This is a genomic window from Solwaraspora sp. WMMD792, assembly GCF_029626105.1.
GTDB lineage: Bacteria > Actinomycetota > Actinomycetes > Mycobacteriales > Micromonosporaceae > Micromonospora_E.
Map to the genome: position 1 here is coordinate 2746797 of NZ_JARUBH010000009.1, position 26400 is coordinate 2773196.

Annotated in this window: 18 protein-coding genes; 7 read left to right on the forward strand and 11 right to left on the reverse strand. The window is 71.4% G+C overall.

Going from position 1 to position 26400, the window contains the following annotated elements:
- Positions 1-14 precede the first annotated feature (14 nt).
- The 4 genes from O7629_RS13625 to O7629_RS13640 form a co-directional block, all read right to left on the reverse strand.
- Complete coding sequence (locus tag O7629_RS13625) at positions 15-176, reverse strand: hypothetical protein (protein WP_278169549.1); 162 nt, start codon at positions 174-176, stop codon at positions 15-17.
- Between the two features lie 117 nt (positions 177-293).
- Positions 294-4091: a condensation domain-containing protein gene (locus O7629_RS13630; protein ID WP_278169551.1), complete on the reverse strand. Its 3798-nt coding sequence runs from the start codon at positions 4089-4091 to the stop codon at positions 294-296.
- A 149-nt stretch (positions 4092-4240) separates the two neighbouring features.
- The gene (locus tag O7629_RS13635; RefSeq protein ID WP_278169552.1) at positions 4241-6652 is read right to left on the reverse strand and encodes a helix-turn-helix domain-containing protein; all 2412 of its coding nucleotides are present in this window, start codon (positions 6650-6652) and stop codon (positions 4241-4243) included.
- 293 nt (positions 6653-6945) lie between these two features.
- Positions 6946-8208 carry a glycosyltransferase family 4 protein gene (locus O7629_RS13640; RefSeq protein ID WP_278169553.1) on the reverse strand — a complete coding sequence of 421 codons (1263 nt, stop codon included), beginning with the start codon at positions 8206-8208 and terminating at the stop codon, positions 6946-6948.
- A 212-nt stretch (positions 8209-8420) separates the two neighbouring features.
- On the opposite strand from O7629_RS13640, the gene O7629_RS13645 reads away from it, so the two are divergent.
- The 3 genes from O7629_RS13645 (at position 8421) to O7629_RS13655 (ending at position 12003) form a co-directional block, all read left to right on the forward strand.
- A complete protein-coding gene (locus tag O7629_RS13645; protein WP_278169554.1) occupies positions 8421-9464 on the forward strand; it encodes a polysaccharide biosynthesis protein in 1044 nt (347 codons plus the stop codon).
- A complete protein-coding gene (locus O7629_RS13650) occupies positions 9461-10447 on the forward strand; it encodes an SDR family oxidoreductase (RefSeq protein ID WP_278169556.1) in 987 nt (328 codons plus the stop codon). The genes O7629_RS13645 and O7629_RS13650 overlap by 4 nt, the downstream gene beginning before the upstream one ends.
- Positions 10448-10524: 77 nt before the next feature.
- Positions 10525-12003 (forward strand): O-antigen ligase family protein, encoded by a 1479-nt coding sequence (locus O7629_RS13655; RefSeq protein WP_278169557.1) that lies wholly within the window; start codon positions 10525-10527, stop codon positions 12001-12003.
- A gap of 3 nt (positions 12004-12006) precedes the next feature.
- Here O7629_RS13655 and O7629_RS13660 read toward each other — a convergent pair whose 3' ends face one another.
- The 4 genes from O7629_RS13660 to O7629_RS13675 are packed head-to-tail and all read right to left on the reverse strand — an operon-like array spanning position 12007 to position 16925.
- Complete coding sequence (locus O7629_RS13660; protein WP_278169558.1) at positions 12007-13263, reverse strand: glycosyltransferase family 4 protein; 1257 nt, start codon at positions 13261-13263, stop codon at positions 12007-12009.
- Entirely contained in the window at positions 13260-14513 is a 1254-nt protein-coding gene (locus tag O7629_RS13665) for a glycosyltransferase (protein WP_278169560.1), read from the reverse strand. The genes O7629_RS13660 and O7629_RS13665 overlap by 4 nt, the downstream gene beginning before the upstream one ends.
- Entirely contained in the window at positions 14494-16014 is a 1521-nt protein-coding gene (locus O7629_RS13670) for an oligosaccharide flippase family protein (protein WP_347403670.1), read from the reverse strand. Before O7629_RS13670 ends, O7629_RS13665 begins: the two co-directional genes overlap by 20 nt.
- Complete coding sequence (locus O7629_RS13675) at positions 15969-16925, reverse strand: NAD-dependent epimerase/dehydratase family protein (protein ID WP_278169562.1); 957 nt, start codon at positions 16923-16925, stop codon at positions 15969-15971. Before O7629_RS13675 ends, O7629_RS13670 begins: the two co-directional genes overlap by 46 nt.
- A gap of 254 nt (positions 16926-17179) precedes the next feature.
- Here O7629_RS13675 and O7629_RS13680 point away from each other — a divergent pair, with 254 nt between their 5' ends.
- The gene (locus O7629_RS13680) at positions 17180-19207 is read left to right on the forward strand and encodes a hypothetical protein (RefSeq protein ID WP_278169564.1); all 2028 of its coding nucleotides are present in this window, start codon (positions 17180-17182) and stop codon (positions 19205-19207) included.
- On the opposite strand, the gene O7629_RS13685 is transcribed toward O7629_RS13680, so the two are convergent.
- The 3 genes from O7629_RS13685 to wecB all read right to left on the reverse strand — a co-directional run bounded on the left by O7629_RS13685 (position 19208) and on the right by wecB (position 22173).
- Positions 19208-19714: an acyltransferase gene (locus O7629_RS13685; RefSeq protein ID WP_278169565.1), complete on the reverse strand. Its 507-nt coding sequence runs from the start codon at positions 19712-19714 to the stop codon at positions 19208-19210.
- A gap of 74 nt (positions 19715-19788) precedes the next feature.
- Positions 19789-21012: a glycosyltransferase family 4 protein gene (locus O7629_RS13690; protein WP_278169566.1), complete on the reverse strand. Its 1224-nt coding sequence runs from the start codon at positions 21010-21012 to the stop codon at positions 19789-19791.
- A 36-nt stretch (positions 21013-21048) separates the two neighbouring features.
- Positions 21049-22173, reverse strand: a complete 1125-nt coding sequence (wecB, locus tag O7629_RS13695; RefSeq protein ID WP_278169567.1) for a UDP-N-acetylglucosamine 2-epimerase (non-hydrolyzing) — start codon at positions 22171-22173, stop codon at positions 21049-21051.
- A gap of 243 nt (positions 22174-22416) precedes the next feature.
- Between wecB and O7629_RS13700 the strand changes: the two genes are divergently transcribed.
- From O7629_RS13700 to O7629_RS13710, 3 genes are all read left to right on the forward strand, one after another.
- Positions 22417-24384: a serine hydrolase gene (locus tag O7629_RS13700; protein WP_278169568.1), complete on the forward strand. Its 1968-nt coding sequence runs from the start codon at positions 22417-22419 to the stop codon at positions 24382-24384.
- A 137-nt stretch (positions 24385-24521) separates the two neighbouring features.
- On the forward strand, positions 24522-25337 hold the full coding sequence (locus O7629_RS13705) for an ABC transporter ATP-binding protein (protein ID WP_278169569.1): 816 nt from the start codon (positions 24522-24524) through the stop codon (positions 25335-25337).
- Positions 25338-25368: 31 nt separating this feature from the next.
- Positions 25369-26397 (forward strand): iron-siderophore ABC transporter substrate-binding protein, encoded by a 1029-nt coding sequence (locus O7629_RS13710; RefSeq protein ID WP_278169571.1) that lies wholly within the window; start codon positions 25369-25371, stop codon positions 26395-26397.
- Positions 26398-26400 lie beyond the last annotated feature (3 nt).

Here is a 26400-nt window from a genome sequence, read left to right on the forward strand (position 1 = left end):
CCTCCCGTATCGCGTCAGGCGGCAGGCCGGGCCGGCGACCGCCGCGCGGTGACCAGGTACGTGCGAACCTCGGGGTAGGCCAGAGGCGCGGAGATGACCTCGCACCCGAAGGCACGGGACTCCGGGACGGCGAGCGTCCGGGCCAGCCGGTCCGCCAGGTCCTGCACCTCCAGCACGATGGTGTCGATGCCGGCTCACTGCCGGTCATCGACGCCGGCCAGCACATCCAGCTCGGCGCCCTCTCGTACTGGAACTCGGCCTCGTGCGGGACCGGCGCGTGCAGTTCCAGGCCGTCACCGAGTACGACGAGGTCCGAGGTCGTGGCGAATGGTTGCATGGTCGGTCGCTCCTTCGATCGGATGAGGTGACGAGGGTCGTCGCCGGGGGTGTCCCGGCGTGCCGTCCGGCTCCTCGGCGATGGCCCGGTACGCCCGCTCGTCGAGTTGCCGGTAGGTCAGCGCGCCACCACTTCCGGTCAACGCGACGGCGTCCGGTCTCCGCCGCACCTGCTCCCGGAACAGGTCCACCATCGGCGTCGGCGAGGTGGCGGTGGGTGTGCCGGCCCGGCCCAGCAGTCGCCGACGGTCGGCGGCGCGGGTCATCGGCAGCGCACCGACCGGGGTGTCCGGCGCGGTCCCGATCCCGTCCAGCAGCACCAGGTAGTGCTCCGCCAGCCGGGCGATCGTCGCCGGGCTGAACCGGGCACGCGGGCAGTCGACCAGTCCGACGAGGCCGTCGCCGTCGCGGCCGACGACCAGGGACAGGTCGAACTTGGCGGTGCCGTCAACGGAACCGTCGACCCGACCCTCGGTGGCGACCGAGACCAGCCCCGGTACCACGGACGGGTCAGCGACGGGTGAAGCAGGCAGGTTCTCGTACACGAAAGCAGCCTGGAACAGCGGATTCAGGCCGGTGTCCCGGGCGGCGGCGGTCGCCGCGACGACGTCGGCGAACGGCACCTCGTGCGCGAACACCTGTGCGGTCAGTGACCGCAGTCGGCGGATCAGCCCGGTCACGGTCGGACCGTCGGACAGGTCGCAGCGCAGCACCACGGTGTTGGCCAGGAAACCGACCGTGCCGGCCAACTCGGGACGGTCCCGGCCGCTGGTGACGGTGCCGATCACGATGTCGTCCTGCCCGGTGTGCCGGTGCAGCAGCACCGCCCAGGCCGCGAGCAGGACGACGTACGGCGTGGTGTCCAACTGCCGGGCCAGCGCCCGTAGCTGGTGCAGCAGCCGCGCCGGCACTCGGAAGTGCCATGTCGAGCCGCGCTGGTCGCGATCCCGGGCTGTGCCGTCGCCGTCCCAGGGTAGGTTCAGCGGGACCACGCCGGCCAGGTGCCGGCGCCACCAGTCGAGCCGGTTCCGGTACGGCGGCGCGGCCCGCCGGGCCTTCTCCCAGCGGACGAAGTCCGGGTAGTCGACCGAGTCGACGTCGGACGGCGACGCGGCGGCGGGCCGGCCGCTCATCAGCGCGCCGTAGCTGTGTACCAGCTCGGCCAGGAGCAACCCGACGGACCAGCCGTCGGTGACCAGGTGATGCTGGGTGACGGCGATCAGATGCTCGTCGTCGGCGACGGTGACCACGGCGATCCGGGTAAGCGGTCCGGACGCCAGGTCGAACGGGGTGTGCTGCTGGCCGCGCAGCAGCTCGTCGGCCGCCGCGCCGGACCGGTCGGCGGTGGCGATCTCGACCAGGGACTCCTCGTCCGCCGAGCGGACCACCGCGACCGGTGCCGCCCCGGAGGTACGGAAGACGGTGCGGAGCGCGGCGTGCCGGCGCGCCAGTTCGTGGGCGGCGGCCGACATGAGCGCCGGGTCCAGGCGGCCGCGCCAGCGCAACCGCACGTGTACGTGGTGCAGGGTGCTCGGTCCCACCATCTGCTCGACCAGCCAGAGCCGTTGCTGACCGCTGGACATGCCGGACTCGGCACCGGTGGACCCGGTCGGCACCATCGGCTCAACGGTGTCGGTGCGGCGCAGTACGCCGATGATCTCGTCCCGGTGGTCGACGAGCTGCCCTCGCAGATCGTCGGGCAACCCGCCGGTGGCCCGGTAGCTGAGCCGGTGCCGGACCAGGGCCGAGCCCAGCTCGGTCGGGCTCGCCGTGGCCCGGATCAGCTCGACCGGCACCGGGAAGCCGAGGACCGTGGTCAGCCGGTACCCGAGTTCGGTGAGCCCGATCGAGTCCAGACCCAGCGCCTGCGGCGACGTGTCGGCCGGCACCGCGTCGGCCGCCGGAAAGCCGAGCAGCGCGGCGGTCTCGGCCCGGATCGCGGCGACGACCGACCGCACCGAGTCGGCCCGGGACGTCCCGGGGCCTAGCAGGTTGGCCAGAGTGGCGGCCGCGGCGGGGTCCGTCGACGCCGGTGCGGCGGTGGTCGGTCGCGGCGCGGGCCACCGGTACAGCTCGGCGAGCCCGCCGGCGAGCAGCAGTTCCCGGCTACGTTGGCGGCGTACCTTGCCGCTGGTCGTCTTGGCGAGCTTGCCGGGCCTGACCAGCGCCAGTTCGGCGACGGCCAGAGCGTGCTCGTCCCACACTGCCCGGATGATCGACGCGGCGACGCTGGCGAGGTCGCGGATCCCACCCCGGGCCAGCTCCGCGACGATGCCGACCCCCTCGGCGCCGTCCCTGGGCACGGGGAACGCCGCAGCGCCGGCAGCCCGGACCGCCGGCTGGGCCTCGACGGTCACTTCGAGATCCTGTGGGTAGTGGTTCCGCCCGGCGATGATGATCACGTCTTTGCTCCGGCCGGCGACGTACAGGTCACCGTCGTGCAGGAAGCCGAGATCGCCGGTGCGCAGGAACGCACATCCCGGCTGGTCGGGCAGGGTGCCGGTGGCGGCCGCCGTGGCGGCGGCGTCATCCCAGTAGCCGGCCATCACGTTCGCGCCGGCCACCCAGATCTCGCCGATCTGGCCGTCCGGGCACCGCGCCCCGGACTGCTCGTCGACGATGACGACCCGCTGCCCCGGATCCGCAGGCCCGCAGTTGACCACCACCGTCCGGCGGTGGTGGTGGTCGACACCCGGGTCGGGCACCGGCTCGGGTGGCGGCCGACCGGCGGCACCGTGCAGGTGCCGACCGGCGACGAACAGGGTCGCTTCGGCCAGCCCGTAGCCGAGGTAGAACACCGAGCGACGAAATCCGACCGGGGCGAAGATCTTGCTGAACCGTTCCAGGGTTCCGGCCCGCACTGGCTCGGCCCCGATGATCGCCACCTGCATCGTCGACAGGTCGAGGTCGGACAGGTCGGCATCGGATGCCCGGCGTACGCAGGATTCGTAGCCGAAGTTGGGCGCGGCCGTGTGGGTCGCCCGGTACCGGGTGGCGACCCGCAACCAGGACAGCGGGTCACGGAGGAAGGTCGTGGGCGGCATGAGCACGACCCGGGCACCGGCGGCGAGGGGCGCGAGAATGCCGCCGATCAACCCCATGTCGCGGAACACCGGCAGCCAACTCACCATGGTCGACCCGGAACGGATGGAGAACGCCCGGACGGTCATCGCGAGGTTCACCGTCAGAGCACGGTGGCTGACGGTCACCCCCTTCGGCGTACTCGTCGAGCCCGACGTGTACTGGAGGAACGCGACGCTGTCGGCCTGGTGCCGCAGCCGGCCGGCGACGACCGCCGGCGGGTCCACGGCGACGTCGACCGGCTGCCACGGCACGCCGAGAAACGGTTTGCCGGGGAGCATCCCGAGCAGACGCGCGGTACCGCTGTCGGTGAGCACCCCCGACGCCGTGGCGTCGTCGACGATCGTCCGCAGTCGTGCCGCGCGACGCGAGTCACCGGGCACCGCGACCGGCACCGCGATGATGCCCGCCCACAGGCAGGCCAGATAGGTCACGATGAAGTCCGGACCGCTCGGGAAGCTCAACAGGACCCGGCTGCCCACGGCGAAGGTCCGCGCCAGCCGACTCCCCAGTCCGGTCACCGCCAGGTCGAGCTCCCGGTAACTCAGCAGGGCGGACTCGTGGGTGCCGTCGGCCAGCATCACGACGGCGGTACGGTCCGGCGTCCGCACCGCCCACCGGCGGACCGCGTCGACCACGGTCGTGACATCCGGCGCCCGGTCGGGCCTGGCCATCTCCGCCGCCTCCCACGGGTCTGCACCCCGACCGGCCCGGGGCGCTGGCCGGGTCAGTCAAGCAGCGGGCCGCCCGGGGCGACCAGGAGGATCGACCGGAAAAAATGTTTCCGGTCGGCTGCCGCCGTGGTCGACCTGGGGTGCCCGGCTCACCCGGACGTGCCGGGACGCCCGGACGTGCCGGCGCCGGGTGGATGATCAATGCTCCGCAGCAGGGTGCGGAGCTCGAAGGCATCCCGGTGGCCAAGGTCGTCGAGAGTGTCGAGCGCCGCCCGCCAGGCGGCCTGAGCCGGCCCGACGTCACCGGCCGCCAGGTGAGCGTGCCCGAGATGGGTCAGCGTCGCCGCCTCGAAGAACCGGTTGCCCGAGGCCCGGTACAGCCGCAGGGCCCGCTGGTAGCAGTCGACCGCATCGCTGTGCCGGCCGAGGCGGTGGTTGGCGAATCCGATGCTGTCCCAGGTATCGGCTGCCCCGTCCGGATCGTCGAGCTCCTCGAACAGGATCAATGCCTCGACGCAGTGCAGTCGGGTCTGCTCCGGTTCGCCGAGCAGCGCGTGGTACCAGCCGACCGCGTTGTGGGCGCGGGCCTGCAACCAGGGGTCGGCGGCCTCGCGGGCCAGTCGCAGCGCCACCAGGACCTGTCCCAGTGCCTGATCGGGCAGCTGCTGCCGTTCGAGGGCGTACGCACTGGTCAACGCGACTCGGGCCTGGCCCGCGCGGTCGCCGATCCCGGCGTAGCACCGGTCGGCCCGGCGCAGGTGGTGGTGGGCCTCGTCGAACCGGTCGAGGTTGGCCGCCGCCTCACCGATGTGGTGATCGCTGCGCGCCTGCATGGGCAGGTCCCCCATCCGACGTGCCGCCCGCAGCGCGGTGAGGTGGACCGCCGACATCTCCGGCCAGCGGCCCTGCCGGTGCAGGTAGGTGCGCAGGTTCGCGGCCAGGCGCCAGACGTACCCGTCGAGCCCGAGCTCGGCGGCGATCCGGATGGCGCCGAGGACCGTCTCGAACTCGGCGTCGAACCAGCGCATCGCGGGATCGCTGTCGGAAAACCCGGTGCACACGGCGCCGGGCACCGGCGGCGGCAGGGCCAGCCGGTCCCGGTGTACGCCGAGCGCCCGGTCCGCCGTCGCACTCGTGTGCAGGCAGTGGTCCAGCAGTCGACGCAGCGCGGCCCGGCGGTCTACTGCGGAGTCGACCTGGCCGACCAACTCGGTGGCGTAGCTGCGCCAGAGATCGTGCAGGCCGTAGCGGCCGGGAGCCGGTTCGGTCACCAGGTGCGCGTCGGCGAGCTCCGCCAGTAGCGGCTCGACGTCGCGGACGGTGGTCCCGACCAGGCTGGCGGCGGCTGGCGCGGCGAAGTCCAGACCGGGATGCAGGCCGAGCAGCCGGAAAAGGCGGGCGGCGGTGGGGCGCAGCTGCCGGTACGACCAGGAGAGCACGGTCCGCACGTCGATGGCCGCCTCGGTGCCGTGCAGCGCGTCGAGCCGGTTCTCCGCGCGGTCCATCTGGCCGACGAGCCCAGCCAGGGAGAACGTGGGATTGATCGCCGCCCGGGCGGCGACCACGGCCAGCGCCAGCGGCAACCGGCCGCTCCGCGCGACAAGGGCGTCCACGGCCACCGGCTCGGTCGAGATCCGCCGTGGACCGAGCCGGCGGACCAGCAGTTGTCGGGACTCCTCGACGGTGAGCAGGTCGAGACTCAGCGGGACGGCACCGTCGGCGGCGACCAGGCCGGCCAACTGCCGGCGGCTGGTCACCAGGGTCAGACAGCCTGCGGTTCCGGCGATCAGCGGCCGGACCTGTGCTGCGTCGACGGCGTTGTCGACAACCACCAGAACCCGCTGATCGGCCAGCAGGCGGCGGTACAGGGAGGTGCGGCCGGGCAGGTCCGGGGGCAGTTCGCCGGTCGGTACCCCGAGTGCGCCGAGCAGGTTCCGCAGCGCCTCGGCGGGGCTGACCGCCGACCCGGCCGGGTCGAAGCCGCGAAGGTTGACGTACAGACGCCCGTCGGGAAAGTGGCCGGCCACGGTCCGTCCCCAGTGCACCGCCAGGGTGGTCTTGCCGACACCGGCGGTCCCCGACACGACGACGGTGGCCCCCGCCTGACGGTCCAACAGACCGTTCAGCCGCTCCAGCTCCGCGTGGCGGCCGACGAAGTCCGCCACGACCGGCAGCAGGTCGGGCATTGCACCGGCCGATCGCCCGGCTGCGGGTGGCGCGGTGCTACGCGGTGCCGGTGCCGGCAGCCGCCACGACGCGGCGGACGCGTAGAACCGCTCCCGGTCGGTTCCGGACAGGCCGAACACGTCGGCGAGCAGACCGACGGTGATCCGGCGCGGCGATGGGCTCCGCCCGCTCTCGATCGCCCGGATCGTGCGCGAGCTGATCCCGGTACGCTCCGCCAACTCCTCCTGGGTCAGCCCCGCCTCCTGGCGGTAGGCACGCGTCAACTCGCCGATCACCAGAACTCCTCCAGCCAGGCCCGTCGTCGCCTCGGCGGAGGCGACGACGAAGGCCGGCCGGTGGCCGGGCGACGGCCGGCGGAGGATCGTGTGGACCACCGCTGGGGGTGGTGTTTCACCTGGTCCAGCCGCGGAGAGGATGGCATCGACGACGTCGAACTCCTACCGACGACCGCCAGTATTGGACCGTCGAGATTGGCCTGTCAACGTCTTCCGGAAATGTCCCGGAGACTTCCGGACGCTGTGGGCCCCACCCCGTACCGCTGGTATAGGCTGGTCACCGCCAGTCGGTGGGTGCGAACGAGTCGGGTGTGAAGAACCGGGGTGGGTGCCACCGCGCCGCTGGCGATCGGGCTGATCGAGCAGGTTCCGGAAGTCTCGCGGACCGCCGCTCAGCCCGTGCTCGGGGGGCGCGGCCGCGTCCGACAGCCGTCCACCATGGTCCGCAGCGTCTGCTCGACCCGCTCAGCACCGACCGCGACCGAGAATACCCGGTCGTAATAGGACCGACCAGCCTGCCCGAGCAGCTCGAGCTTCTCGCGGCCCAGGTCGCACGCTTCGCGCAGGGCGGTTCCGATCGAGTCCGGATCCCCCGCCCGGGCGACGAAGCCGGCGCCGCTGTCCTGGGCGACCGTCGCGGCGTCGCCCTCGGCCGCGACGAGCAGTGCCCGACCTGCCGCAAGGATCGCCTGCACCTTGCTCGGCATCGTGTACGCCGACATCCCACCGGGGCGCAGGCTCACGTAGTGCACGTCGCCAGCGGCCATCAGTGCGGGCATCCGGTCGCGGGGCAGCCGGCCGAGAAACCGGATGTTGGAGGCACCTGCCCGCGCCGCCCGGGCACGCAGCCGGTCCTCGGTGGTGCCCGACCCGGCGATGAGACAGACCAGCCTCGGATCGTCGACCCGGGCACACGCGTCGATCAGCGGGTCGAGACCCTGTGCCTCACCGAGCGCCCCGGCGTAGGACAGCACCACCTGATCGGGACGGATCCCGAGCTCGGCGCGCAGATCCCGATGGCGAACCGGCGTCGCCTCGTCGGCCCACATCGGAATGTAGACCAGCTTCTCCGGCGGTACGCCCCGCCCGGCGAGCAGCCCGCCCGCGCCGGGCGAGACGTAGGCCACCCGATCCGCGCTGCGGTACATCGCCTCGCACCAACCGGCCATCCCCCGCGCGAGGCTCCGTGACAATGGACCGCCACCGAGGAATCCGCTGGCCACCGCGCTGTCCGGCCAGATGTCCAGAACGTGCAGCAGGACCGGTACCCGGTGTATGTGCCGGGCGTACCACATCGGCATCGCCACCGAGATCGGCGAGTTGCCGACCCAGAGTGCGTCGAGTCCACGCAGTGCGTCGACGCCGGAGATCAGCGCCGAGCCAGCGAACGAGCCGTAGTTGACCAGTCGCCGTGCGGCGGACCGGTCATGGCTGGGATAGAGCGCCACCCGACGGATCCGCACGTCGCCGTCCATCTCGTCGACCCGGCGCGCCATCCGGTAGCCGGGTGTGAGCCGACCGGTCGGATAGTTCGGGAAGCCGGTGACCACCCGTACCTCATGTCCCCGTCGAGCGAGGGCGTGAGCGAGCCGGCCAGGCAGCGCGGCCGGCCCCGGCTCGGGATCGAACCACTGGGTGAGCAGACCGATCAGCATGCATTACAACTACCAGCCATTAAGGAGTGTTTTGCCCTTTTTACAGTTAATGCTGACCCGGCCCCGCGATCGCGGGCCGCCCGGCTCATCCGAGCCTTCCTCACCTTGCCGGAAATGACCTCTACGCCAGTTATGTAGCTATATCGTCACGTGCGACGACCTCCACCGTCCCCCCAGGGTGGCCCGACGGGAGAAGCAAGACAGGGGCAGATGTGGTTTCCTCGCTATCGGACCGGCGCTTCCTGGTCACCGGTGGCACCGGGTCCTTCGGCCAGACGATGGTTGCCCGGTTGCTCGACGCCGGCGCCGAGGAGGTCCGGGTCTTCAGCCGCGACGAGTCCAAACAGGACGCCATGCGGCACCGACTCGCCGACGAGCGCGTCCGCTACTACGTGGGTGACATCCGAGACTACGACAGTGTGCTCAAAGCCGTACGGGGCATGGAGTTCGTCTTCCACGCCGCCGCGCTCAAGCAGGTGCCGTCGTGTGAGTTCTTCCCACTCGAAGCGGTCCGGACCAACGTCCTCGGCAGCGCGCACCTGGTGGACGCGTGTGAACGGGTCGGGGTCGAGGCACTGGTGCTGCTCAGCACCGACAAGGCCGTCTATCCGGTCAACGCGATGGGCATGACCAAGGCGCTGATGGAGAAGGTGGCACAGGCACACGCCCGGGACAACCTGACGGCCCGGACCCGCGTCTGCTGCGTGCGGTACGGCAACGTCATGTACTCGCGCGGCTCGGTCATCCCGCTGTTCATCGACCAGATCCGCCACGGCAGCCTGCCGACCGTCACCGAGCCGTCGATGACCCGGTTCCTGATGTCCCTGGCCCAGTCGGTCGACCTGGTGGAACACGCGTTCCACCACGGCCGGCAGGGCGATGTCTTCATCCGCAAGGCCGACGCCTGCACCATCGGCGACCTGGCCACCGCACTGTGCAACCTGTTCGGCGTACCGGCCAAGTTCGACGTGCTCGGCATCCGGCACGGCGAGAAGATGTACGAGACGTTGGCCAGCCGCGAGGAGCTGTCCCACGCCGAAGACCTGGGTGAGTTCCTCCGGGTCCCGGTGGACAGCCGCGATCTCAACTACGCCCTCTACGTCGACGAGGGCGACGTCGCCAGCGGCGGGCTCACCGACTTCAATTCGCACAACGCCCGACGGCTGACCGTGCCGGAGGTCGAGTCGCTGCTGCTCACCCTGCCGGAGGTGCGGGCGCACCTCGATGCCGCCGCGACCCCGGTCGGCGCGCCATGAGCGCCCTCGCCGGCGATGGCGGGCACCTGGAGCGGGTGCCGCGGCGGCGGACCGACGGGCCGGTTCCCGCTCGACGGCGGGTCCTCATCGTTGGCGCCACCGGGATGCTCGGCCACGCCCTGTTGCGGGAGCTCAGCGCCGATCCGGAGCTCGACGCCCACGGCACCGCCCGCAACCTGGCCGACCGCGCACACCACTTCCCGGTGCCACTGGTCGACCGGATCACCGGCGACATCGACGCCACCCGGTTCGACCAGGTCCACCGGATCGTCGACGAACTCCGGCCGGACGTGGTCGTCAACTGTGTCGGGGTGATCAAGCAACGCCCCGACGTACGGGACGCCACCCACACCGTCACCCTGAACGCGCTCTTCCCGCATCTGTTGGCGCGGACGTGCGGCCAGTTCGGCAGCCGACTGATCCACGTCAGCACCGACTGTGTCTTCTCCGGACGCCGGGGCGGCTACGTCGAGGACGACCTACCCGACCCACCGGACCTCTACGGACGGTCGAAGCTGCTGGGCGAGGTCACCGGAGAGGGAGCGCTCACGCTGCGTACCTCGATCATCGGTCACGAGCTGACCAGCAACCGGTCGTTGGTGGACTGGTTTCTGTCGCGCCCCGGTGGCGTCCGAGGCTGGACCGGGGCGATCTACACCGGCGTGACGACCGTCGAGTTCGCCCGGCTGCTGCGGACCGTGGTGCTGCCCCGGACCGATCTCACCGGGCTGTACCACCTGGCCGCCGAGCCGATCTCGAAGTACGACCTGCTCCGGTTGATCGCCGAGGTGTACCGGTGGCCGGGTGACATCGTGCCAGACGACGGGTTCGTCTGTGACCGGTCGATGCGCGCCGACCGGCTGGCCGAGGCCACCGGCTACCGTCCGACCTCCTGGCCGGACATGGTCCGGTCGATGCACGCCGCCCGGGCCCGCTGGGCAGGTGCCCTGACCGAGGCGGACCGGCAGCGCCTCGTGGTCTGACGCGCCGGACCGACAGACAGACCGCTAGGGGTGACCCCGGCCGACCGCAAGCCGAAGGACGACACGTGGTAGACCGAATGAGCCGACTGACCGTGCTGGTCGGCGCGGCATTCCTGCTGGGGGTCACGACCATCCTCGCGGTACGGAATCCGCTGGTCGCCTCGGCCGCCGTCGCGCTGCTCGTCATGCTCATCTGCGCATTCCAGATGGATGGCTGGCGATGGCTGCTGGCCCTGACAATGGCGCTGCTGGTCGGCGCGTCGTCCGATGTAGAGGCATTGGCCGACGCCAGCTTCTATCCGCGGTACGTGGCCGTCGGCGGCCTCGTCGTCTGGACGCTGTGCCTCCGCCGATCCGCCGCTGCCGGGCCGACGAAGCCGTGGACCGGTGTCCTCATCGGGTCGCTGTGGGTACTCGCCGGTCTCGCCACGCTCAGTGCGGTCTGGTCGATCGCTCCGTTTGAGTCCTTCCAGCGTGGCCTGGCCCTGCTGCTGCTGGCCGGGCTGGTCCACCTGCTGGCTCAGCGGCGGTGGCCGGACCGGGCGGTCATGATGGCCGACCTGCGGGTGGTCTACCTGGTGCTGGCCGTATCCGTCGTGGTCAGCATCGGCTACGGAGCGACCAACGGCACGTTGGCCACCGCGTTGTCCGGCAGTTCCCGGTTCCAAGGGCTGTTCAGCAACCCCAACATGCTCGGCATGGTCTGTGCGTTGGCCGTGCCGCTCGGCTGGGCGGTCTACCGGGAGACCGGGCGACGTGCCGAACTGCTCGGCATCCTGCCGGTGGCTGGCGCCCTCGTGTTGTCCCAGTCCCGCACCGGACTGGGCGCCGTGCTCGTCGGGGCGCTCTGGGTGGTGCTACGACATGGGATCGGTACCCTGACCCGGTTCGTCGTCGGCGCGACCGCGGCCCTGCTGGCCGGGTACCTGTCCGGCCTGTTGCCGTCCGTCTTCGCCGCGTCCTGGATGCAGCAGTTCGTCAGCCGGTTCACTCAGAGCGACCTGTCCAACGGCCGGATCCGGCTGTGGCACATGACGGTCGACCTGTGGTGGGAGAACCATCCGGCGCTCGGTTACGGGTACGCGTCCCGCGACCACCTCTACGAGCTGGCCAGCTACGACGAACTGCGCGGCTTCAACGTCGGGCTGGTGCACAACAGCTATCTGCAGATGATGCTGGAGCTCGGGCTGGTGGCCGCGGTGCCGCTGCTGCTCACCGTGCTCGCCGCCGGATGGGCCGCCGTCCGGGCTCCGGTCAACGGGGCGAACTCGGGTCTGGTCTGGCTCATCGTCACCGGCCTGCTGATCCAGATCACCGAGTCGGCGATGTTCGGTACCGGGCAGACGTACCCGTACGTGTTCTGGCTCGCCGTGGTCGCCGTCCTGCTGCACCTGCCCGCCCGGCGACGGGCCGGACACCACCGGGCGGCGGCGGACGTCCCACCGCCGTCGCCCCGACCGGACCCGTCGCCACAGCCAGCTGCCTCGCCGCAGCCAGCACCGTCGGCCGAGCCGGGCAGGTCGCCCAACCGGGGGCGGACCCCGGTCCTGCGGTAGTGGTCAGTCCCGGCCCTCGACCGGGACCACGAACGTACTGACCCGCTGCGACCAGGCCCGGTGGTCGAACGAACGGCGGGCCCGCGACCGGGCCGCCTGGCTCATCGCCGTCCACTGCTCGTCGCGCAGCCGCAACGCGCGCTGCACCGCCAGCCGGACGTCGTCCGGACCATTGCCGTCGAGCACCAGCCCTTCGGTACCGTCACGCACGTATTCGGCCAGGTCACTGGTGTGGTTGAGCAGCACCGGGCACCCGGCGGCGAGACTCTCCGGCACCTTGGACGGGAAGCCGTTCGCCGCGTAGCCGCCGGTGGGCCGCACCAGCATGGCGAAGTGCGACTCGGCCAGCAGGTCCAACACGGTCGCCCGGGGTACCCGGCCGAGGAACACCACCTCGGCGTGGACCGCATCGAGCACCGCCGGGTCCAGGTCGGACAGGTTCGCCGCGTCGTCGCGGGTGATCCCGGCAATGGTCAGCCGGACCCGCCGCTGGTCCTGCGGTGCCAGTCGGCCGATCCCCGCGACGATCACGTGGAGCATGTCCTTGCGGCCCGGCGTACCCGCGTACAGCAGACGCAGGCCGGCGTCGAGCGACGGCGGCCGTGGTGGCGCGAACTCGTCGCAGTCCACCTGCGGCGGCACCACCAGCACGGCCCCGCCACGCCGCTCGAAGTGCCCGGCCAGGGTGGTGGAAACCGCAGTGAACCGGTCGACGAGCCTGGTCGCCAGGAACGTCGACCACCGGTGGCGCACGAAGTAGGGATCGGACCAGCCGCGCCGGAACTGTCGCCGGTCGTGGCGTTCGCTGGCGTCGACCACGATCGGGCAGCGCAGCCCGAGACGCAGCACCGCCCAGTTGCCGAGCGTCATCATGGCCATCGGCAGCAGGACCACGGAGACGTCGCCGCGGCCGACGCAACGGCGACGCAACGCCCGCAGCACGCGGACCGGACGGGCCAGCCGGGCCCACATCCGGCTGAAGTGGTTGGCTCCCCTGATCCGCAAGGTGATCAGTTCGACGCCGCTGGCCCGTGGCCCGTCCGGCGGGAACGGCAGTTCGCAAGGCCAGTCGTTGACCACCAGTGTCGGCCCGGCTGCGCCGGCGGCGCAGCGGGCGAGTTGCAGCAGCCGATTCGAGGTGGCGTCGCCGTACGGGAACGCGTACGCGCCGATCAGCAGCGGTCGTGGCCGAGGCCGCCGGTCTGCCGGCCGGTCACCGGGTCGTGGTCCGTGCTCGACCGTCGTGGTCTGCTCGGTCATCGGACTCCTCCGGTGCGGGGCCGGACGCGGGCCGGACGCCGTCGGTAGATCGCCAGGTGGGTTTCGGCCGCAGCGTCGATCGCGAACGCGCTGTGGGCGAAGCGCTCGCCGGCGGCCGCAGGGGTGGTCGCGGCGGTGTACGCGGCCGCGACGAGCGCCGCCTCCGCCCAGTCCGCCGCCGACGCCCCGGGATCGACGATCACGACGCCGGGCAGCCGCTCGTCGATGAACCGCACGCCGGGCAGGTCGCAGGCCACCGTGCCGATACCCAGCGCGACCGGCTCCAGCACCCCGCCGGGCAGCCCTTCCAGATTGGACGGGTGGATGACCAGGTCGGCCTGTGCCAGCAGGCCGCCCACGTCGTCCCGAGGCCCGAGCAGATGCACCCGGTCGGTCACCCCGGCGGCGTCCGCCGCGGCCCGCACCCGGGCGTCGTCGGCAGGGTCACCCGGCCCGACGAGTACGGCGTGCGCGGAGACCCCCCGGTCACGCAACGCAGCCAGGATCGGCGGCAGCAGCCAGCGGCGCTTCTCCACCGAGGCCCGTCCCACGCTGACGCAGACGACATCGGCGACGCCCGCTCCGATGATCGTCCGCAGGTCGTCGACCGACGGTTGACGCAGGCGGTCCAGGTCGAGCCCGTTGAGCACCACCTGGCAGCGTGGATCGTCCCGCCAGGCCCGGTGGAAGCCGAAGGTGAGCGAGCCGGGCGACACGCCCAGGACGTCGGTGGCGAAGGTCCGCAGCAGCCGCCCGCCGAGCCACCGGAGGATCCGACGACGCAGGCTCCTCGGCGCGTTGTCGTCCCCCCGGAAGTGCGCGACCCGGCCGGGCACCCCGGCGACCGCGGCGAGGGCGAGCAGCACGCCGGAGAAGTTGGCGCAGTCGACGTGCACCACGTCGGGCCGCAGCTGGCGCAGCAGATGGTGGAACCGGACCGGGAACCACGCACCGAGCGGTACGGCGGTCACCGAGCCGCCGTACCGCTCGACCGTCCCGGCCAGCGGCCCCGGCCCGATGCGGTGGCTGAGCGTGACCAGATGCATCTCGGTTCCGCCACGGACGAGCCGTGGCAGCAGTTCCGCGGTACGCGTCTCGGTGCCGCCGAAGTTCAGTTCGCCCACCACCCGCAGGACGCGGCGGCGGGCCACGCCCGGCGGTGGGGCGGCCGGCGGTGGGGCGGCCGCCCCACCGCCGGGCGGGTCCGGATGGTCACGGACGTCGCCCTGGTCAACCACCAACTCGGACACCGGTTTCCCTTTCGTCGACTGTCGGCCGGACCGCCGTGCCACCGCCAGCGCCCGGGTCGGGCGCTGCAAGGTCGGGCGCTGCAAGGTCGGGCGCTGCAGGCGACGGGCCGGCGCCCTGGCCGGCCCGGTCCACTGCCCGCCGGTAGCCGATCACCGCAGCGGGCCAGATGGTGAGCAGATACGCCATGCAGGCCGCCAGCGGCACGGCCACCAGACCGAACTGGTGCAGCCCCCAGATCTTCAGGCCGGTCGCCAGGACCAGGAACGCGGCCCAGCCGACCGCCTGCGGCCGGAGCAGACCGGCGCTGTTCTGCACCAGGATCAGCGGCGAGCTGACCGCGACCAGGAAGGACCAGCAGGCGAGTCCGGCGAGGACCGGAACCGGAACCGCGGCCCGGTCGACACCGCCGACCCACAACTCGATCAACGGGTGCCCCCAGCCGACCAGCGCCGCACCCGCCATCCCGACCACCGCTCCGTAGAGCAACACCATCCGTCGGGTGTGCCGCCGTACCCAGGCCACCTCACCACGGGCCAACGCCGCGCCGTTCAGCGGCCAGACGGTCATGCCAACCAGGCCGACGAAGATGGACAGCACGCCGAAGAGCTTCACCACGACGGCGTAGTGCGCCGCCACGGCGAGTCCGAGGATGTTCGCCACCAGCGGGCTGTCGATGTTGATCGCGATCGACGACATCGTGGTGAGCGCGAAGAACCGCAGGCCGAGCCGGAGCAGGCCGGCTGCGGTCGCCCGGTCGACCAGCCTGGGGCCGGGGCGCTTGGCCGGCTGTTGGACACCGAAGTAGACCACGGTGTTGACCAGGTTGACGGCGGGCACCGCCAGCACCGCGCAGGCGATCACCGCCAGCGGATCCCAGCCACCGCCGATGGCGCACAGCACAGCCACCATGGTGGCCAGCGAGCCCGCCGACTGCCAGACGCTGCTCTGCACGACCTGACCGTCGGCGTACTGGATCCGTTGGATCAGCGACAGCGGGATGTTGCCGGCGAACGCCCCGAACGACAGCAGGACCACCGTCGACGTCTCGGCGGCGATGCCCGGATCGGTCACCCCGAGGAGCCGGTCCCAGGGCACCAGCGGATTGACCACCAGCAGGCCGCCGAGCAGGGCGGTGGCGACCGTGCCGACGGTGGCGAACGCGCTGGAGATCTCCCTGGCCTGCTGCCCTACGTCGGTACCGAGCCGGCTGAGCCGGGTGAGCAGCCCGTTGCCCAGGCCCAGGTCGGCGAACCAGGCCATCCCGGTGAGCGCGGTGACCGCCATCCACAGCCCGTACCGCTGGTCGCCGAGGTACTGGAAGCAGGCCGGGGTGATGACCAGCGGGGCCGCCATGCCGGTCGCCTTCGCCGCCATGGCCGCGGCGATGCCGGACCGGACGGCACGGTCACGATCCCGGTCATGGCCGTCCGGTCTGGTCCGGTCGGCGGCCCCGGTCACCGGCTCGCGACGGGCTCGACGGCCAGCCGACGGGCCATCCACTCGACGGTCGCCCGCAGACCGTCCCGACGGTCGACCGGGCTGACGCCGGGGAAGAGCGCCCGCAACGTGGCGGTGTCGGCGAGGGAGTGCGCGACGTCGCCGGGGCGCGGCGGCGCGTGCTCGCGGTCGATGCGCCGGCCGAGCAGTCCGGCGAGGTCGTCGAGGACCTCCAGCAGGCTGGCCCGCGCGCCGAAGGCAAGGTTGACCGGGTGCGGGTGGCACACCCGGCGCCGGAGTGCGTCCAGGATGACCGCGCACACCGTGCCGACGTAGGTGAAGTCCCGGGACTGGGTGCCGTCGCCGTGCACCAGGGCCGGCTCGCCCCGCAGCGCGGCGTGGACGAACCGGGGGATGACCGCTGCGTAGGCGTGGTCGTGCCGCTGCCCGGGGCCGTAGACGTTGAAGAACCGCAACGCCAGCGTCGGCAGCCCGAACGACGCCTGGTGGGCCAGGGCGTACGCCTCGGTGGCGAGTTTGCTGGCCGCGTACGGGCTCATCGGCCGGGTCCAGGTCAGCTCGGTCTTCGGCAGCGTCGGGTTCATGCCGTACACCGATGAGGAGGAGGCGACCAGCAGGTGGGATATGTCGTGCCGGCGGGCCGCCTCCAGCACCAGCAGGGTCCCGGTCGCGTTCGCGTGATGAGAGGCCACCGGGTCGCGTAGCGACCGGGGCACGCTGGGCAGGGCGGCCAGGTGGACCACGGCCTCCCGGCCGGCCATCGCGGCGTCCAGTGCGGCCGGATCCAGGATCGACCCCTCGACCACCTCGACGTCCAGCCCGGTGAGGTTGTCGCGCAGCCCGACCGACAGGTCGTCCAGGACGGTGACCTCCTTCACCGCCGGCTCGACCAGTGCGGCGCGGGCCAGGTTGGAGCCGATGAAGCCGGCACCGCCAGTGATCAGAATGCGCATGGACAACTCCTCGCAGTGCCGCCCGGTCACTTGTACATCGAGCCGACCTAGGGCCGAGTAACGGGTCTATAACATCTTTTATTTGGAAATATCGCTTTAGACCAGCCATGTCGCCCGTGAGTACCGCCGATCGTGCGGCAGGCACCCGCCAGACGGCCGACAGCGCTGTCACGTCACCGACCGGAGAACCGTCCTGGCCAGGGAAAAGGCGCACAGTGACAGCAGGTCGAGCGGCTCGCCGTGGAGGTGCCGAGATGCCCGGACTGACGGTCTACCGGTCGAACGCCCTGATGTCGATCAGGTCGAGGTTCGACGGCACCCGGGACCTGGTGATGCCGGCCAACCTGGCCTACGCCGAGTCGATGGTCGGCATGTGGCATGCGGGCCTGCCCCAGGTCACCCTCGTGCCGTCGACCGCCACCGACGCCCAGGTCTGGCCGGTCATGTCGGCGGTGGGTACCCGGATCCACGACACCTCGGACGACAACTGCCCGATCCACACCGGCTGGTCGTACGTCGGCGGCAACCACGGCTACAACATCGGCACCCAGATCGCGGTCACCAGCCACGGCAAGACCACCGCCGACCTGGGCTCCCGGTGGACCGACGGAATCCGGATCTTCACCCTGCTCGGCGTGCCGAACGGCAACAGCCTGCTGTTCGGCAACCCGTACACGATCGTCGACGGCGTCGCCCAGGGAGTGCGGGTGCGGCCGGCGGCGGCGCTCACTCACGTCGCCGGGGCGACGAACCGGACCACGGTACCGATCACCTGGTTGACCCCGGACGTACAGATCCGCCCGGCCACCCACTCGCACACCGTGGTCGTCGACCTCGACGGTCGGCCACTGCCCGACGGCCGGTCCGCCGGTGACCAGTTACGGATCCGGGAGTCGTACGTCATCCCCTCGTACCGGGGCATGATCGACACCGCCCAGGCCAACATCGGCACACCGCTCGCCACGATCATGACCCGGATCCCGCCGATGTGTCGGATCGACAACGACTACCGCTGGTCGCCGGGGGGCCTGCTGGTCACCCAGCGGGTGACCGCCATGGACCGGTTCTTCCTGAGTACCGGGGTCACCCAGTGCTCGGCGCTGACCGTCCCGGCGGGCGGCAGCCGCCGGCAGTTCATGCCGAACGTCGAAGTCGCCGGGACACTCAACTGGTCGACCTGGGCGCGGATCGACACGATCACCGCGATCACCGACATCACCCCGGCGAGCCTGCGGGACCCGACGATGCCGGCGACCGGCATGACCCAGTGGGCGGTCAGCGGCGGCGGGGCCCAGCTGTGGGGAATCGCCGCCGGGCTGCTCCCGGTCGACGACGGAGAACCGGCGACCAGGGTGCGGCACACCACGGCGAAGAGCTGGTTCGTCTCGTCCAGTCTGAAGAAGAACTACCCGCAGCTGGTGTGGGGCCGCGAGCTCTGGCCGGGGCAGACGGTCACCGGTACCGCGTACCGCCGCTACCTGGCACCGCCGTCGGCCGCCACCGAGCTGGTCGTCTCCGACGGCGACCACGACTTCGTGATCATCGAACGGGTGGGCACCGTCGCCGCCGCCCGGATGGCCGTGCCGGAACTGTTCCACCGCCGGCTGGTCCCGGTCGGACCGACGAACCTCGCCGTAGCCGAACGGGTCGCGGCCGACGGCATCGCCTACCAGGTACCGGTCTCCCCCGGGTACGGCATCTGGCGGGCGGACCCCGACCAGGCCAGCCCGCAGCCGCTGCCCGGAGCCACCTCCGGGATCGGCAGCTATTTCCTGCCGCTGGCCGGCCCGACCGGCACCACCAGCTGCACCGGCGCGTTCCAGCGGCTGCTGCTGCACCCGATCTACCTGGCCGAGGCCGTCCGGGTCGACCGGGTGTGTGTGGAGGTGACGGCGGCCGGCAGCGGATGGTTGCGGCACGGGGTGTACGCCCACGATCCGACGACCGGCCGACCGGCGGCGCAGGGACCGATCGCCGACTTCGGCGCGCTCGGCGTGGCCACCGCCGGAATCCGGGAGTACGTGCTGGCCGCGCAGGTGACGCTGCCCGCCGGCTGGCACTGGTACGCGGTCGTGTGGCAGGGCTCCGCCACCACCCCGCCCACCCTGCGGACCAGTCAGGTCGGTGGTGCCACGGCGTTGAACATCGGCACCGGCCCGGCGGCGATGACCGGTGACCGGTTCGGCTACGACATGCCCGGCGTGGCCGGTCTGCTCGGACCGGTCACCGTCGTCGGCGTGCACCAGTTCCCGCCGCCGCGGATCGCCTACCGACGGGCCTGATCAGCGGGCCGGAACGCCGTAGATCCGCTTCATCTCCGCGTGCTTGGCGGCGACCGGAAGGTGCCCGATGCCCAGCGACTTGGCCTGCAGCCGGCGCAGGTACTCGTCGGTACTGCGCAGTGGCCGGGCCGGCACCCCCGCAGCCACGGTGTTGTCCGGGATGTCGCGGGTGACGACCGAACCCGCGCCGATGACGCACCGGTTGCCGATGGTCACCCCGGCCAGGATCATCGATCGCATCCCGATGTAGACGTCGTCACCGATGACGATCGGAGCCGTCCAGTCCAGCTCGGGATGCTCCTTGCGGAGGATCAGGGTGCCCCCGTCATGGGTGACGAACTGCACCTCGGAGGTGATGTAGACGTTGTCACCGATCGTGATCAGCCACGGCTCCGAGCCGAACATCGCCCGGTTCACGCCGTAGAACCGCACCCGGCCGGTCAGGTTGACCCCCAACGATCTGACGAACGCCTCAGGGTCACGGCTGGCCGCCAGATGGTCCCGCACCCGCCGGACGATGGTACGAAGACGACTGGACACACCCAGTCCAACGAGCCTGGCGCGGCACCGGTTACGGCGGGTCACCGGCAGAAGTGGCGGGCGTGGTCGAGGACGTTGAGTTCGCGGACCTGCCGCCGCCAGAGCCGGTACCGCCGCCCCGCCGTCACCTTCGCCGCAGCCCGCTCACCCGCCGACCGGACAGCCAGCTCGTTCACCACCTCGGCCAGCGCCGACACGGTCATCGGCCGGACCACCGCCCCGCCGGCACTGGAGATCAACTCGCTGAACGGGGTCCGGTCGGAACAGACGACGGGGCAGCCGGCCGCCAGGCTCTCCAGGATGACGTGTCCGAAGTTCTCGCCCAGGGTCGGGAACAGGAATGCGTCGTACCGGGCGAAGGTTGACAGCACCTCGTCGGCCGGCAACTCGCCGTGGTACCGCACCCGGACGTGGTCGGGCATCGTCGCGATGAGCTGGCCGCAGCGCGCCCAGTACGGCTCGTCCTCGTCGGGCCCGAAGATGTCGAAGTCGACCGGCCGGGTCGCCCGGGCCACCGCTGCCAGCGCCGTGACCAGGTTCTTCATCGGTGAGATCCGGCCGATGAAGACCAGCCGCAACGGACCGTCGTGCGCCACGACCGGTGGCGGCGGACGGTCCGGGATCGGGCACTCGTTGCCGTTGACCATCACCCGGGCCCAGGGCAGGGCCGACGTGATCTGATCCGCCTCCAGCTGGCTGCACGCCTGCCACCGCACGCCGAGGCGCCGCAGCACCGGCGCCCACGCCGTCAGGAAGAGCCGCTTCTTGCCGCCTTTGATGGCCAGCGCGGCGGGGGCCAGTTCGCCGCGTGGGGCGATCATGATCGCCGGTATCCGCAGCAGTCGCAGGGCCACTGCCAGGACCGGGACCACCGAGAACATCGACCACAGGCTGTTGACGTACAGCAGATCGACCGGCCGCGACCGGATTTGCCGCAGCAGCCGCAGCCACTGCCGGGGACGCACCGGGTCGAGATAGAACACCGCGGACCGGGCGTCGCGGTGGACCAGTTCGCCGGACAGCCCCGGGTACCGCTCGGTGGCGTGCAGGTCCCGGTCCCGGGTGACCAGGGTCACGGCAAGGTCGTCGGGCAGGGTGTCCAGGATGAAGCGCAGCGACCGGATCGGGCCGCCGCCACGGAATCCCGGCTCGAACACCGCGGCGGTGGCGAGGATCCGGAAGGTGGTGGTCGCCGCGTCGGCGGTGTTCTGCCGGGTCGCCGGCCCGCCGGCGGCGGGCCGGACTGGGGTCGTCGTTTCACGCACTGTCGGCTCGGCCTTCGATTCGTCCGGCTGCCGCGCTCAGCGACGCAGCCCGGCCCACTCGTGGTGGCGCCGCACGGTGGACAGGATGAAGTCGACGACCCGCCGTGAGGTGTCAGGCACCTGGTAGTCCGCCGGGCAGGGCACCCCGGCCGAGGCGACCTGCTCGACGGTCGCCCGGACCGCTTCCACCACGCCGGCCGGGTCCAGCCCGGTCATGATGATGCCGCCGGCGTCCAACGCCTCCGGCCGTTCGATCGACTCCCGCAGCGTCACCGCCGGGAAGCCCAGGATCGCCGCTTCCTCGCTGATCGTGCCGCTGTCGGACAGCGTGCAGCGGGCGGCGCACTGCAGGCGTACGTAGTCGAACAGCCCGAACGGTTCGTGGAAGGTGATCCGGTCGAGGCTGGTCGGGTCGGTGGCCAGCGCCTCCAGCCGTTTGCGGGTACGTGGATGGGTGGAGACCAGCACCGGCAGCGCCCACTCGTCGCGTACCGCCCGCAGGCAGTCGAGCAGCCGGTGCAGCCGGTCCGGCCGGTCGACGTTCTCCTCCCGATGGGCGCTGACCACGAAGTACCCGCCGGCGGTCAGCCCCAGCTGGTCGAGCACGGTGGACCGGGCGATGTCCTGCCGGTAGTGCTCCAGCACCTCGCGCATCGGTGAGCCGGTGTGCAGGATGCGCCGCGGATGCAGACCCTCGGCGATCAGGTTGCGGCGGGCGTGCTCGCTGTAGACCAGGTTGAAGTCGGAGACGTGGTCGACCAGGCGACGGTTGGTCTCCTCGGGCACGTTCAGGTCGAAGCACCGGTTGCCCGCCTCCATGTGGTAGACCGGCACCCGCATCCGGCGGGCCATCAGGGCGGCGATGGCGCTGTTGGTGTCCCCGAGCACCAGCAGGGCGTCCGGCCGGCAGTCGTCGACGGCTGCCTCGATACCGACCAGCACGCCGCCGAGCACCCTGCCGAGCGACGTGGTGTCCACCTCCAACGACCGGTCCGGCGGGCGCAGCCGCAGCTCGGTGAAGAAGACCTCGGAGAGGAACGGATCCCAGTTCTGCCCGGTGTGTACCAGGACATGGTCGACGGTACGGTCCAGTCGGTCCATCACCCGGGACAGCCGGATGATCTCCGGCCGGGTGCCGACGACCGTCATCACGCGGGTCATGACCGACTCCATTCATTGCCGACTCGGGGCGCACACCTACTACCAGCACAAAAACGGGCAATCTCCGCATACCATAGCGGACCATCGGGGCAACGGTGACGGCCCGGCCGAATCCGAACCGTGGCACCCTGGCCCGTTCGTACTGTCATCCACCTGACAGCAGAACCTGTTGGTCAGAGCGGACCGCCGCTCTCCCAGTTGTTGTCCGACAACCGTCGGGCACATCGAGAGGAGCAGCGGACAATGAGATCCGAATCCGTACGCGGCGCGCGAAGCCGCGTACTCGCCGCTCTGGCGGTCGTGGCGACGGCGGCCTCGCTCGCCGGTACGGCGACGACCCCGGCGGCGGCCCACCCGGGTCCACCCTCGGCCGTCTTCGACCCCGACGAGGTGGGCTGGGCGTCGGTACGGGACATGACCCCGGCCGACTTCCAGGTGCGGTTCGACGAGTACGCCGCCGCCGGTTACCTGGTCGTCGACCTGGACGTGGACGTGGCCGACGACGGACGGCGCATCGGCGCCGCCTTCCAACGCAATCTCGACGGGCGGGGCTGGCTGGTACGCACCAGGCTGACCAAGGCCGAGTTCGACACCGAGTTCGTCAAGTCGGCGGACGACGGGATGCGGCTGGTCGACTTCGAGACCTACGTCGAGGGCGGTGACCGCTACTACGCCGCCGCCTGGGTGCGCAACGTGGAGGGCTACGGCTGGTCGATGAAGTACAACCTGACCGCCGCCGAGTTCACCGCGTACTACACGGAGCAGCGACGCACCCGAATGCCGGTCGACGTCGACATCTATCCGACGGGTGCCGGCACCAGGTACGCGCTCGTCTGGGTGGACAACGCCGAGAACCTGGACTGGCGGCTACTCGGCGGCATCACCCGCACCGAGTACCAGGACGCGGTCGACGCCTACCAGATCGTCTACCGGTCGCTGGTGGTCGACTCGGCGCTCACCACCGTCGGCCAGCGGTACGCCGGCATCTGGGTGGAGAACACCAACCACCGCCGCTGGTGGGTACGCAGCGATCTGACCCGACAGGAGTACGTCAACTGGTGGCACCGGTACGCCGACGAGGGATACCGGGTGATCAACTTCGAGCGGTACGAGACCGCCAAGGGCACCCGGTACGCCGGGGTCTGGCGGCAGAACTCCGACCGGCCGGGCTGGAAGCTGCGCCGGTCGGTGGACAACCTGGTCCAGGGCGAGGCGAACAGTCTCAACATGCCGGGCATCGCCGTGGCGGTGATGCAGGACGGTGAGTTCCGCTACCTGCGCGGGTTCGGGCACGCCAACGTCGACGACGACGTGTGGCTGGACTCCGGGCACGTGCTACGGATCGCATCGGTGTCCAAGGGGATCGGCGGGGTGCTCACCATGCGGGCGGTCGAGGACGGGCAGATCGACCCGGCCGACGACGTCCGAGACCACGTCGCCGGGCTGCCCGCCCACCACGCGTACACGGTCGAGCAGGTGGCCAGCAACCGGGCCTGTGTGCGGCACTACGCGGGCACGGAGGCCGCCGACGGCGCCGACCCGGCCGACGTCGCGCAGTGGCAGGCCGAGGACACCGATCTCAGCACCACCTGGTACGCCAACGCCACCGCGGCCGCGGCCGAGTTCTGGGACTCCGACCTGGTCTGCTCGATCGGTGACGGGCACTACAGCACCCACGGCTACACCATCCTGGGCGCGGCGTTGGAGGGCGCGACCGGCACCCCGGTGGCGGAGCTGACCGAGTCGGAGTTGACCGCCGCGTTCGGCCTGGGCACCCTGCGGCCCGAGGACCTGTCGGACACCTCGGTGCGGCGCAGCACCTTCTACGACGGCGCCAACGACGAGTACGGCGGCGACGAGGTGAGCTGGAAGGTCCTCGGCGGCGGGATGGAGTCCTCAATCGCCGACCTGGCCCGGTTCGGCGACAAGCTGATCGACGGCGAGATCGTCGGCCCGGACTCGCTCGACGCCATGTGGGTCGACACCGGGTGGAGCTACGCGTACGGGTGGTCGATCAGCACCGAGGACGGACACCGACGGATCGGCAAGAACGGCGGCGCCGACGGGTCCACCGCGTACCTGCAGATGTACCCGGACGACGGGATCGTCGTGGCGGTGCTGATGAACCGGGCCGACGGGGTCGCCGGCGAGAACCGGGCCGAGGAGCTGGGTTCCGAGATCGGCACGCTGGTGCTGAACACGCTGCCCTGACCGGTGCCGGATCCCCGGTCCGCGAGATGCCCGAGCGGCGTCCGGCGGGCCGGGGATCCGGCGTCGCCGCCGGTACGCCGAGCGGCCGGTGACCGGCGACTTTCCCTCGATCAACGTTTAGGGTAGCCTCACCTAACATGATCGCGACGGCGTTGCACGGCGACGACCTGGTGCTCGGATACCAGCGCACCACGGTCGTCCACGGCGTGTCCGTCGCCATCCACCCCGGCGTGGTGACCGCCCTGATCGGCCCCAACGGCAGTGGCAAGTCCACCGTGCTGCGCTCGCTCGCCCGACTGCACCGGGCATCGTCCGGCCGGATCCTGCTCGGCCGCGAAAGCGGCGACCTGGAGGACGCGGCACCGCTGTCCGCCCGCGACTTCGCCCGCCGGGTGACCCTGCTGTCCCAGTCCCGACCGCACCCGTCTGGCCTGCGGGTCCGCGACGTCGTCGCCTTCGGGCGCCACCCGCACCGACGCCGGTTCAGCCCGCTCACCGACACCGACCAGGCGATGGTCGACCACGCCATGGAGCTGACCGGGACCACGCCGATGGCCCATCGCGCGGTCGACCAGCTCTCCGGCGGTGAGCTGCAACGGGTGTGGCTGGCCGCCTGCCTCGCCCAGGACACCGGCGTGCTGCTGCTCGACGAGCCGACCAACCATCTCGACCTGCGCTACCAGGTCGAGATCCTCGACCTGGTCCGTGACCTCGCGGACCGGCACCAGACGGCGCTCGGCGTCGTCCTGCACGACCTGAACCAGGCCGCCGGCGTGGCCGACCAGATCGTGCTGCTGAGCCAGGGCCGGGTGCGGGCCGCCGGCCCGGCGGCCGAGGTACTGACCACGGAACACCTCTCCGAGGTCTACGGGTTGCCGATCGACACCACAGTGGACCCGACCACCGGTCTGGTGCGGGTCGAGCCCCGAGGGCGACACCACCGGCGCCACTGAGCGCCCGGTCAACCAACGAGTGAGGAATCTGATGAGAACCCGATCGATGACGGCTGCCCTGGCCGCCGTCCTGTTGATCCCGTCGGCGCTGGCCTCCTGCGGCACCAGCGATCCGCAGACCGCGGACGAGACGCCCACGGCCAACGCCTCCGGTGAATGCGCCGACGACACCACCGTGACCTCTACCGGACCGGTGGAGGTCACCGACGCGCTCGGGCGCACCGTGACGTTGGCCGAGCCGGCGCAGCGGGTGGCCGTGCTGGAATGGCAGCAGATCGAGGACGTCCTCACCCTGTGCCTCACCCCGGTGGCGGTGGCCGACCCGGACGGCTACCGCACCTGGGACACCGCCGAGGAGCTGCCGGACGGCGTCGCCGACGTCGGCCTGCGCGGCGAGCCCAACCTCGACGCGCTGTTCGCCGCCGATCCGGACCTGGTGATCGTCGAGGCCACCGCCGAGGACGACCCGGTCATCGCGCAGCTCGCCGAGTACGACGTCCCGGTGCTGGCCACCCGGGGGGCGGATGCCGCCGACCCGGTCCAGAACATGCTGGACACCTTCGCGATGATCGCCGAGACCCTCGGCCGCTCCGAGCGAGCCGACTTCGTCGCCGACGAGTTCCAGGCCAGCCTGGACGAGGCGAAGCAGCAGATCGCCGGTGCTGATCTCACGGGCACCGAGTTCGTCTACTTCGACGGCTGGGTCCAGGGCGGCAACGTCGCCATCCGGCCGTTCGGCCAGGGATCGCTGGTCGGTGAACTCGGCGAGGCGATCGGCCTGACGAACGCCTGGACCGGCGAGGTCGACCCGGCGTACGGCCTCGGCCAGACCGACATCGAGGGGATGACCACCGTCGGCGACGCCACGCTGTTGTACACCGGCACCACCGACCCCGCCGGCAGCGTCCTGACCGAGCTGGAGAAGAACGAGATCTGGGCATCGCTGCCGGCGGTCGAGCAGGGGCGGGCGTACGCCTTCCCGGCCGGCATCTGGACCTTCGGCGGCCCCCGCTCGGCGCAGCAGGTGCTCGACGCCTACGTCGACGTCCTGGCCAGCTGACCA

Excerpts from the sequence above, each read along its gene's own strand:
- O7629_RS13675 (WP_278169562.1), bottom strand. The coding sequence starts at position 16,925 with ATGCGCATTCTGATCACTGGCGGTGCCGGCTTCATCGGCTCCAACCTG.
- O7629_RS13660 (WP_278169558.1), bottom strand. The coding sequence starts at position 13,263 with ATGACCGAGCAGACCACGACGGTCGAGCACGGACCACGACCCGGTGAC.
- O7629_RS13710 (WP_278169571.1), top strand. The coding sequence starts at position 25,369 with ATGAGAACCCGATCGATGACGGCTGCCCTGGCCGCCGTCCTGTTGATC.
- O7629_RS13705 (WP_278169569.1), top strand. The coding sequence starts at position 24,522 with ATGATCGCGACGGCGTTGCACGGCGACGACCTGGTGCTCGGATACCAG.
- O7629_RS13680 (WP_278169564.1), top strand. The coding sequence starts at position 17,180 with ATGCCCGGACTGACGGTCTACCGGTCGAACGCCCTGATGTCGATCAGG.
- O7629_RS13655 (WP_278169557.1), top strand. The coding sequence starts at position 10,525 with ATGAGCCGACTGACCGTGCTGGTCGGCGCGGCATTCCTGCTGGGGGTC.
- O7629_RS13640 (WP_278169553.1), bottom strand. The coding sequence starts at position 8,208 with ATGCTGATCGGTCTGCTCACCCAGTGGTTCGATCCCGAGCCGGGGCCG.
- wecB (WP_278169567.1), bottom strand. The coding sequence starts at position 22,173 with ATGACCCGCGTGATGACGGTCGTCGGCACCCGGCCGGAGATCATCCGG.
- O7629_RS13700 (WP_278169568.1), top strand. The coding sequence starts at position 22,417 with ATGAGATCCGAATCCGTACGCGGCGCGCGAAGCCGCGTACTCGCCGCT.
- O7629_RS13650 (WP_278169556.1), top strand. The coding sequence starts at position 9,461 with ATGAGCGCCCTCGCCGGCGATGGCGGGCACCTGGAGCGGGTGCCGCGG.
- O7629_RS13630 (WP_278169551.1), bottom strand. The coding sequence starts at position 4,091 with ATGGCCAGGCCCGACCGGGCGCCGGATGTCACGACCGTGGTCGACGCG.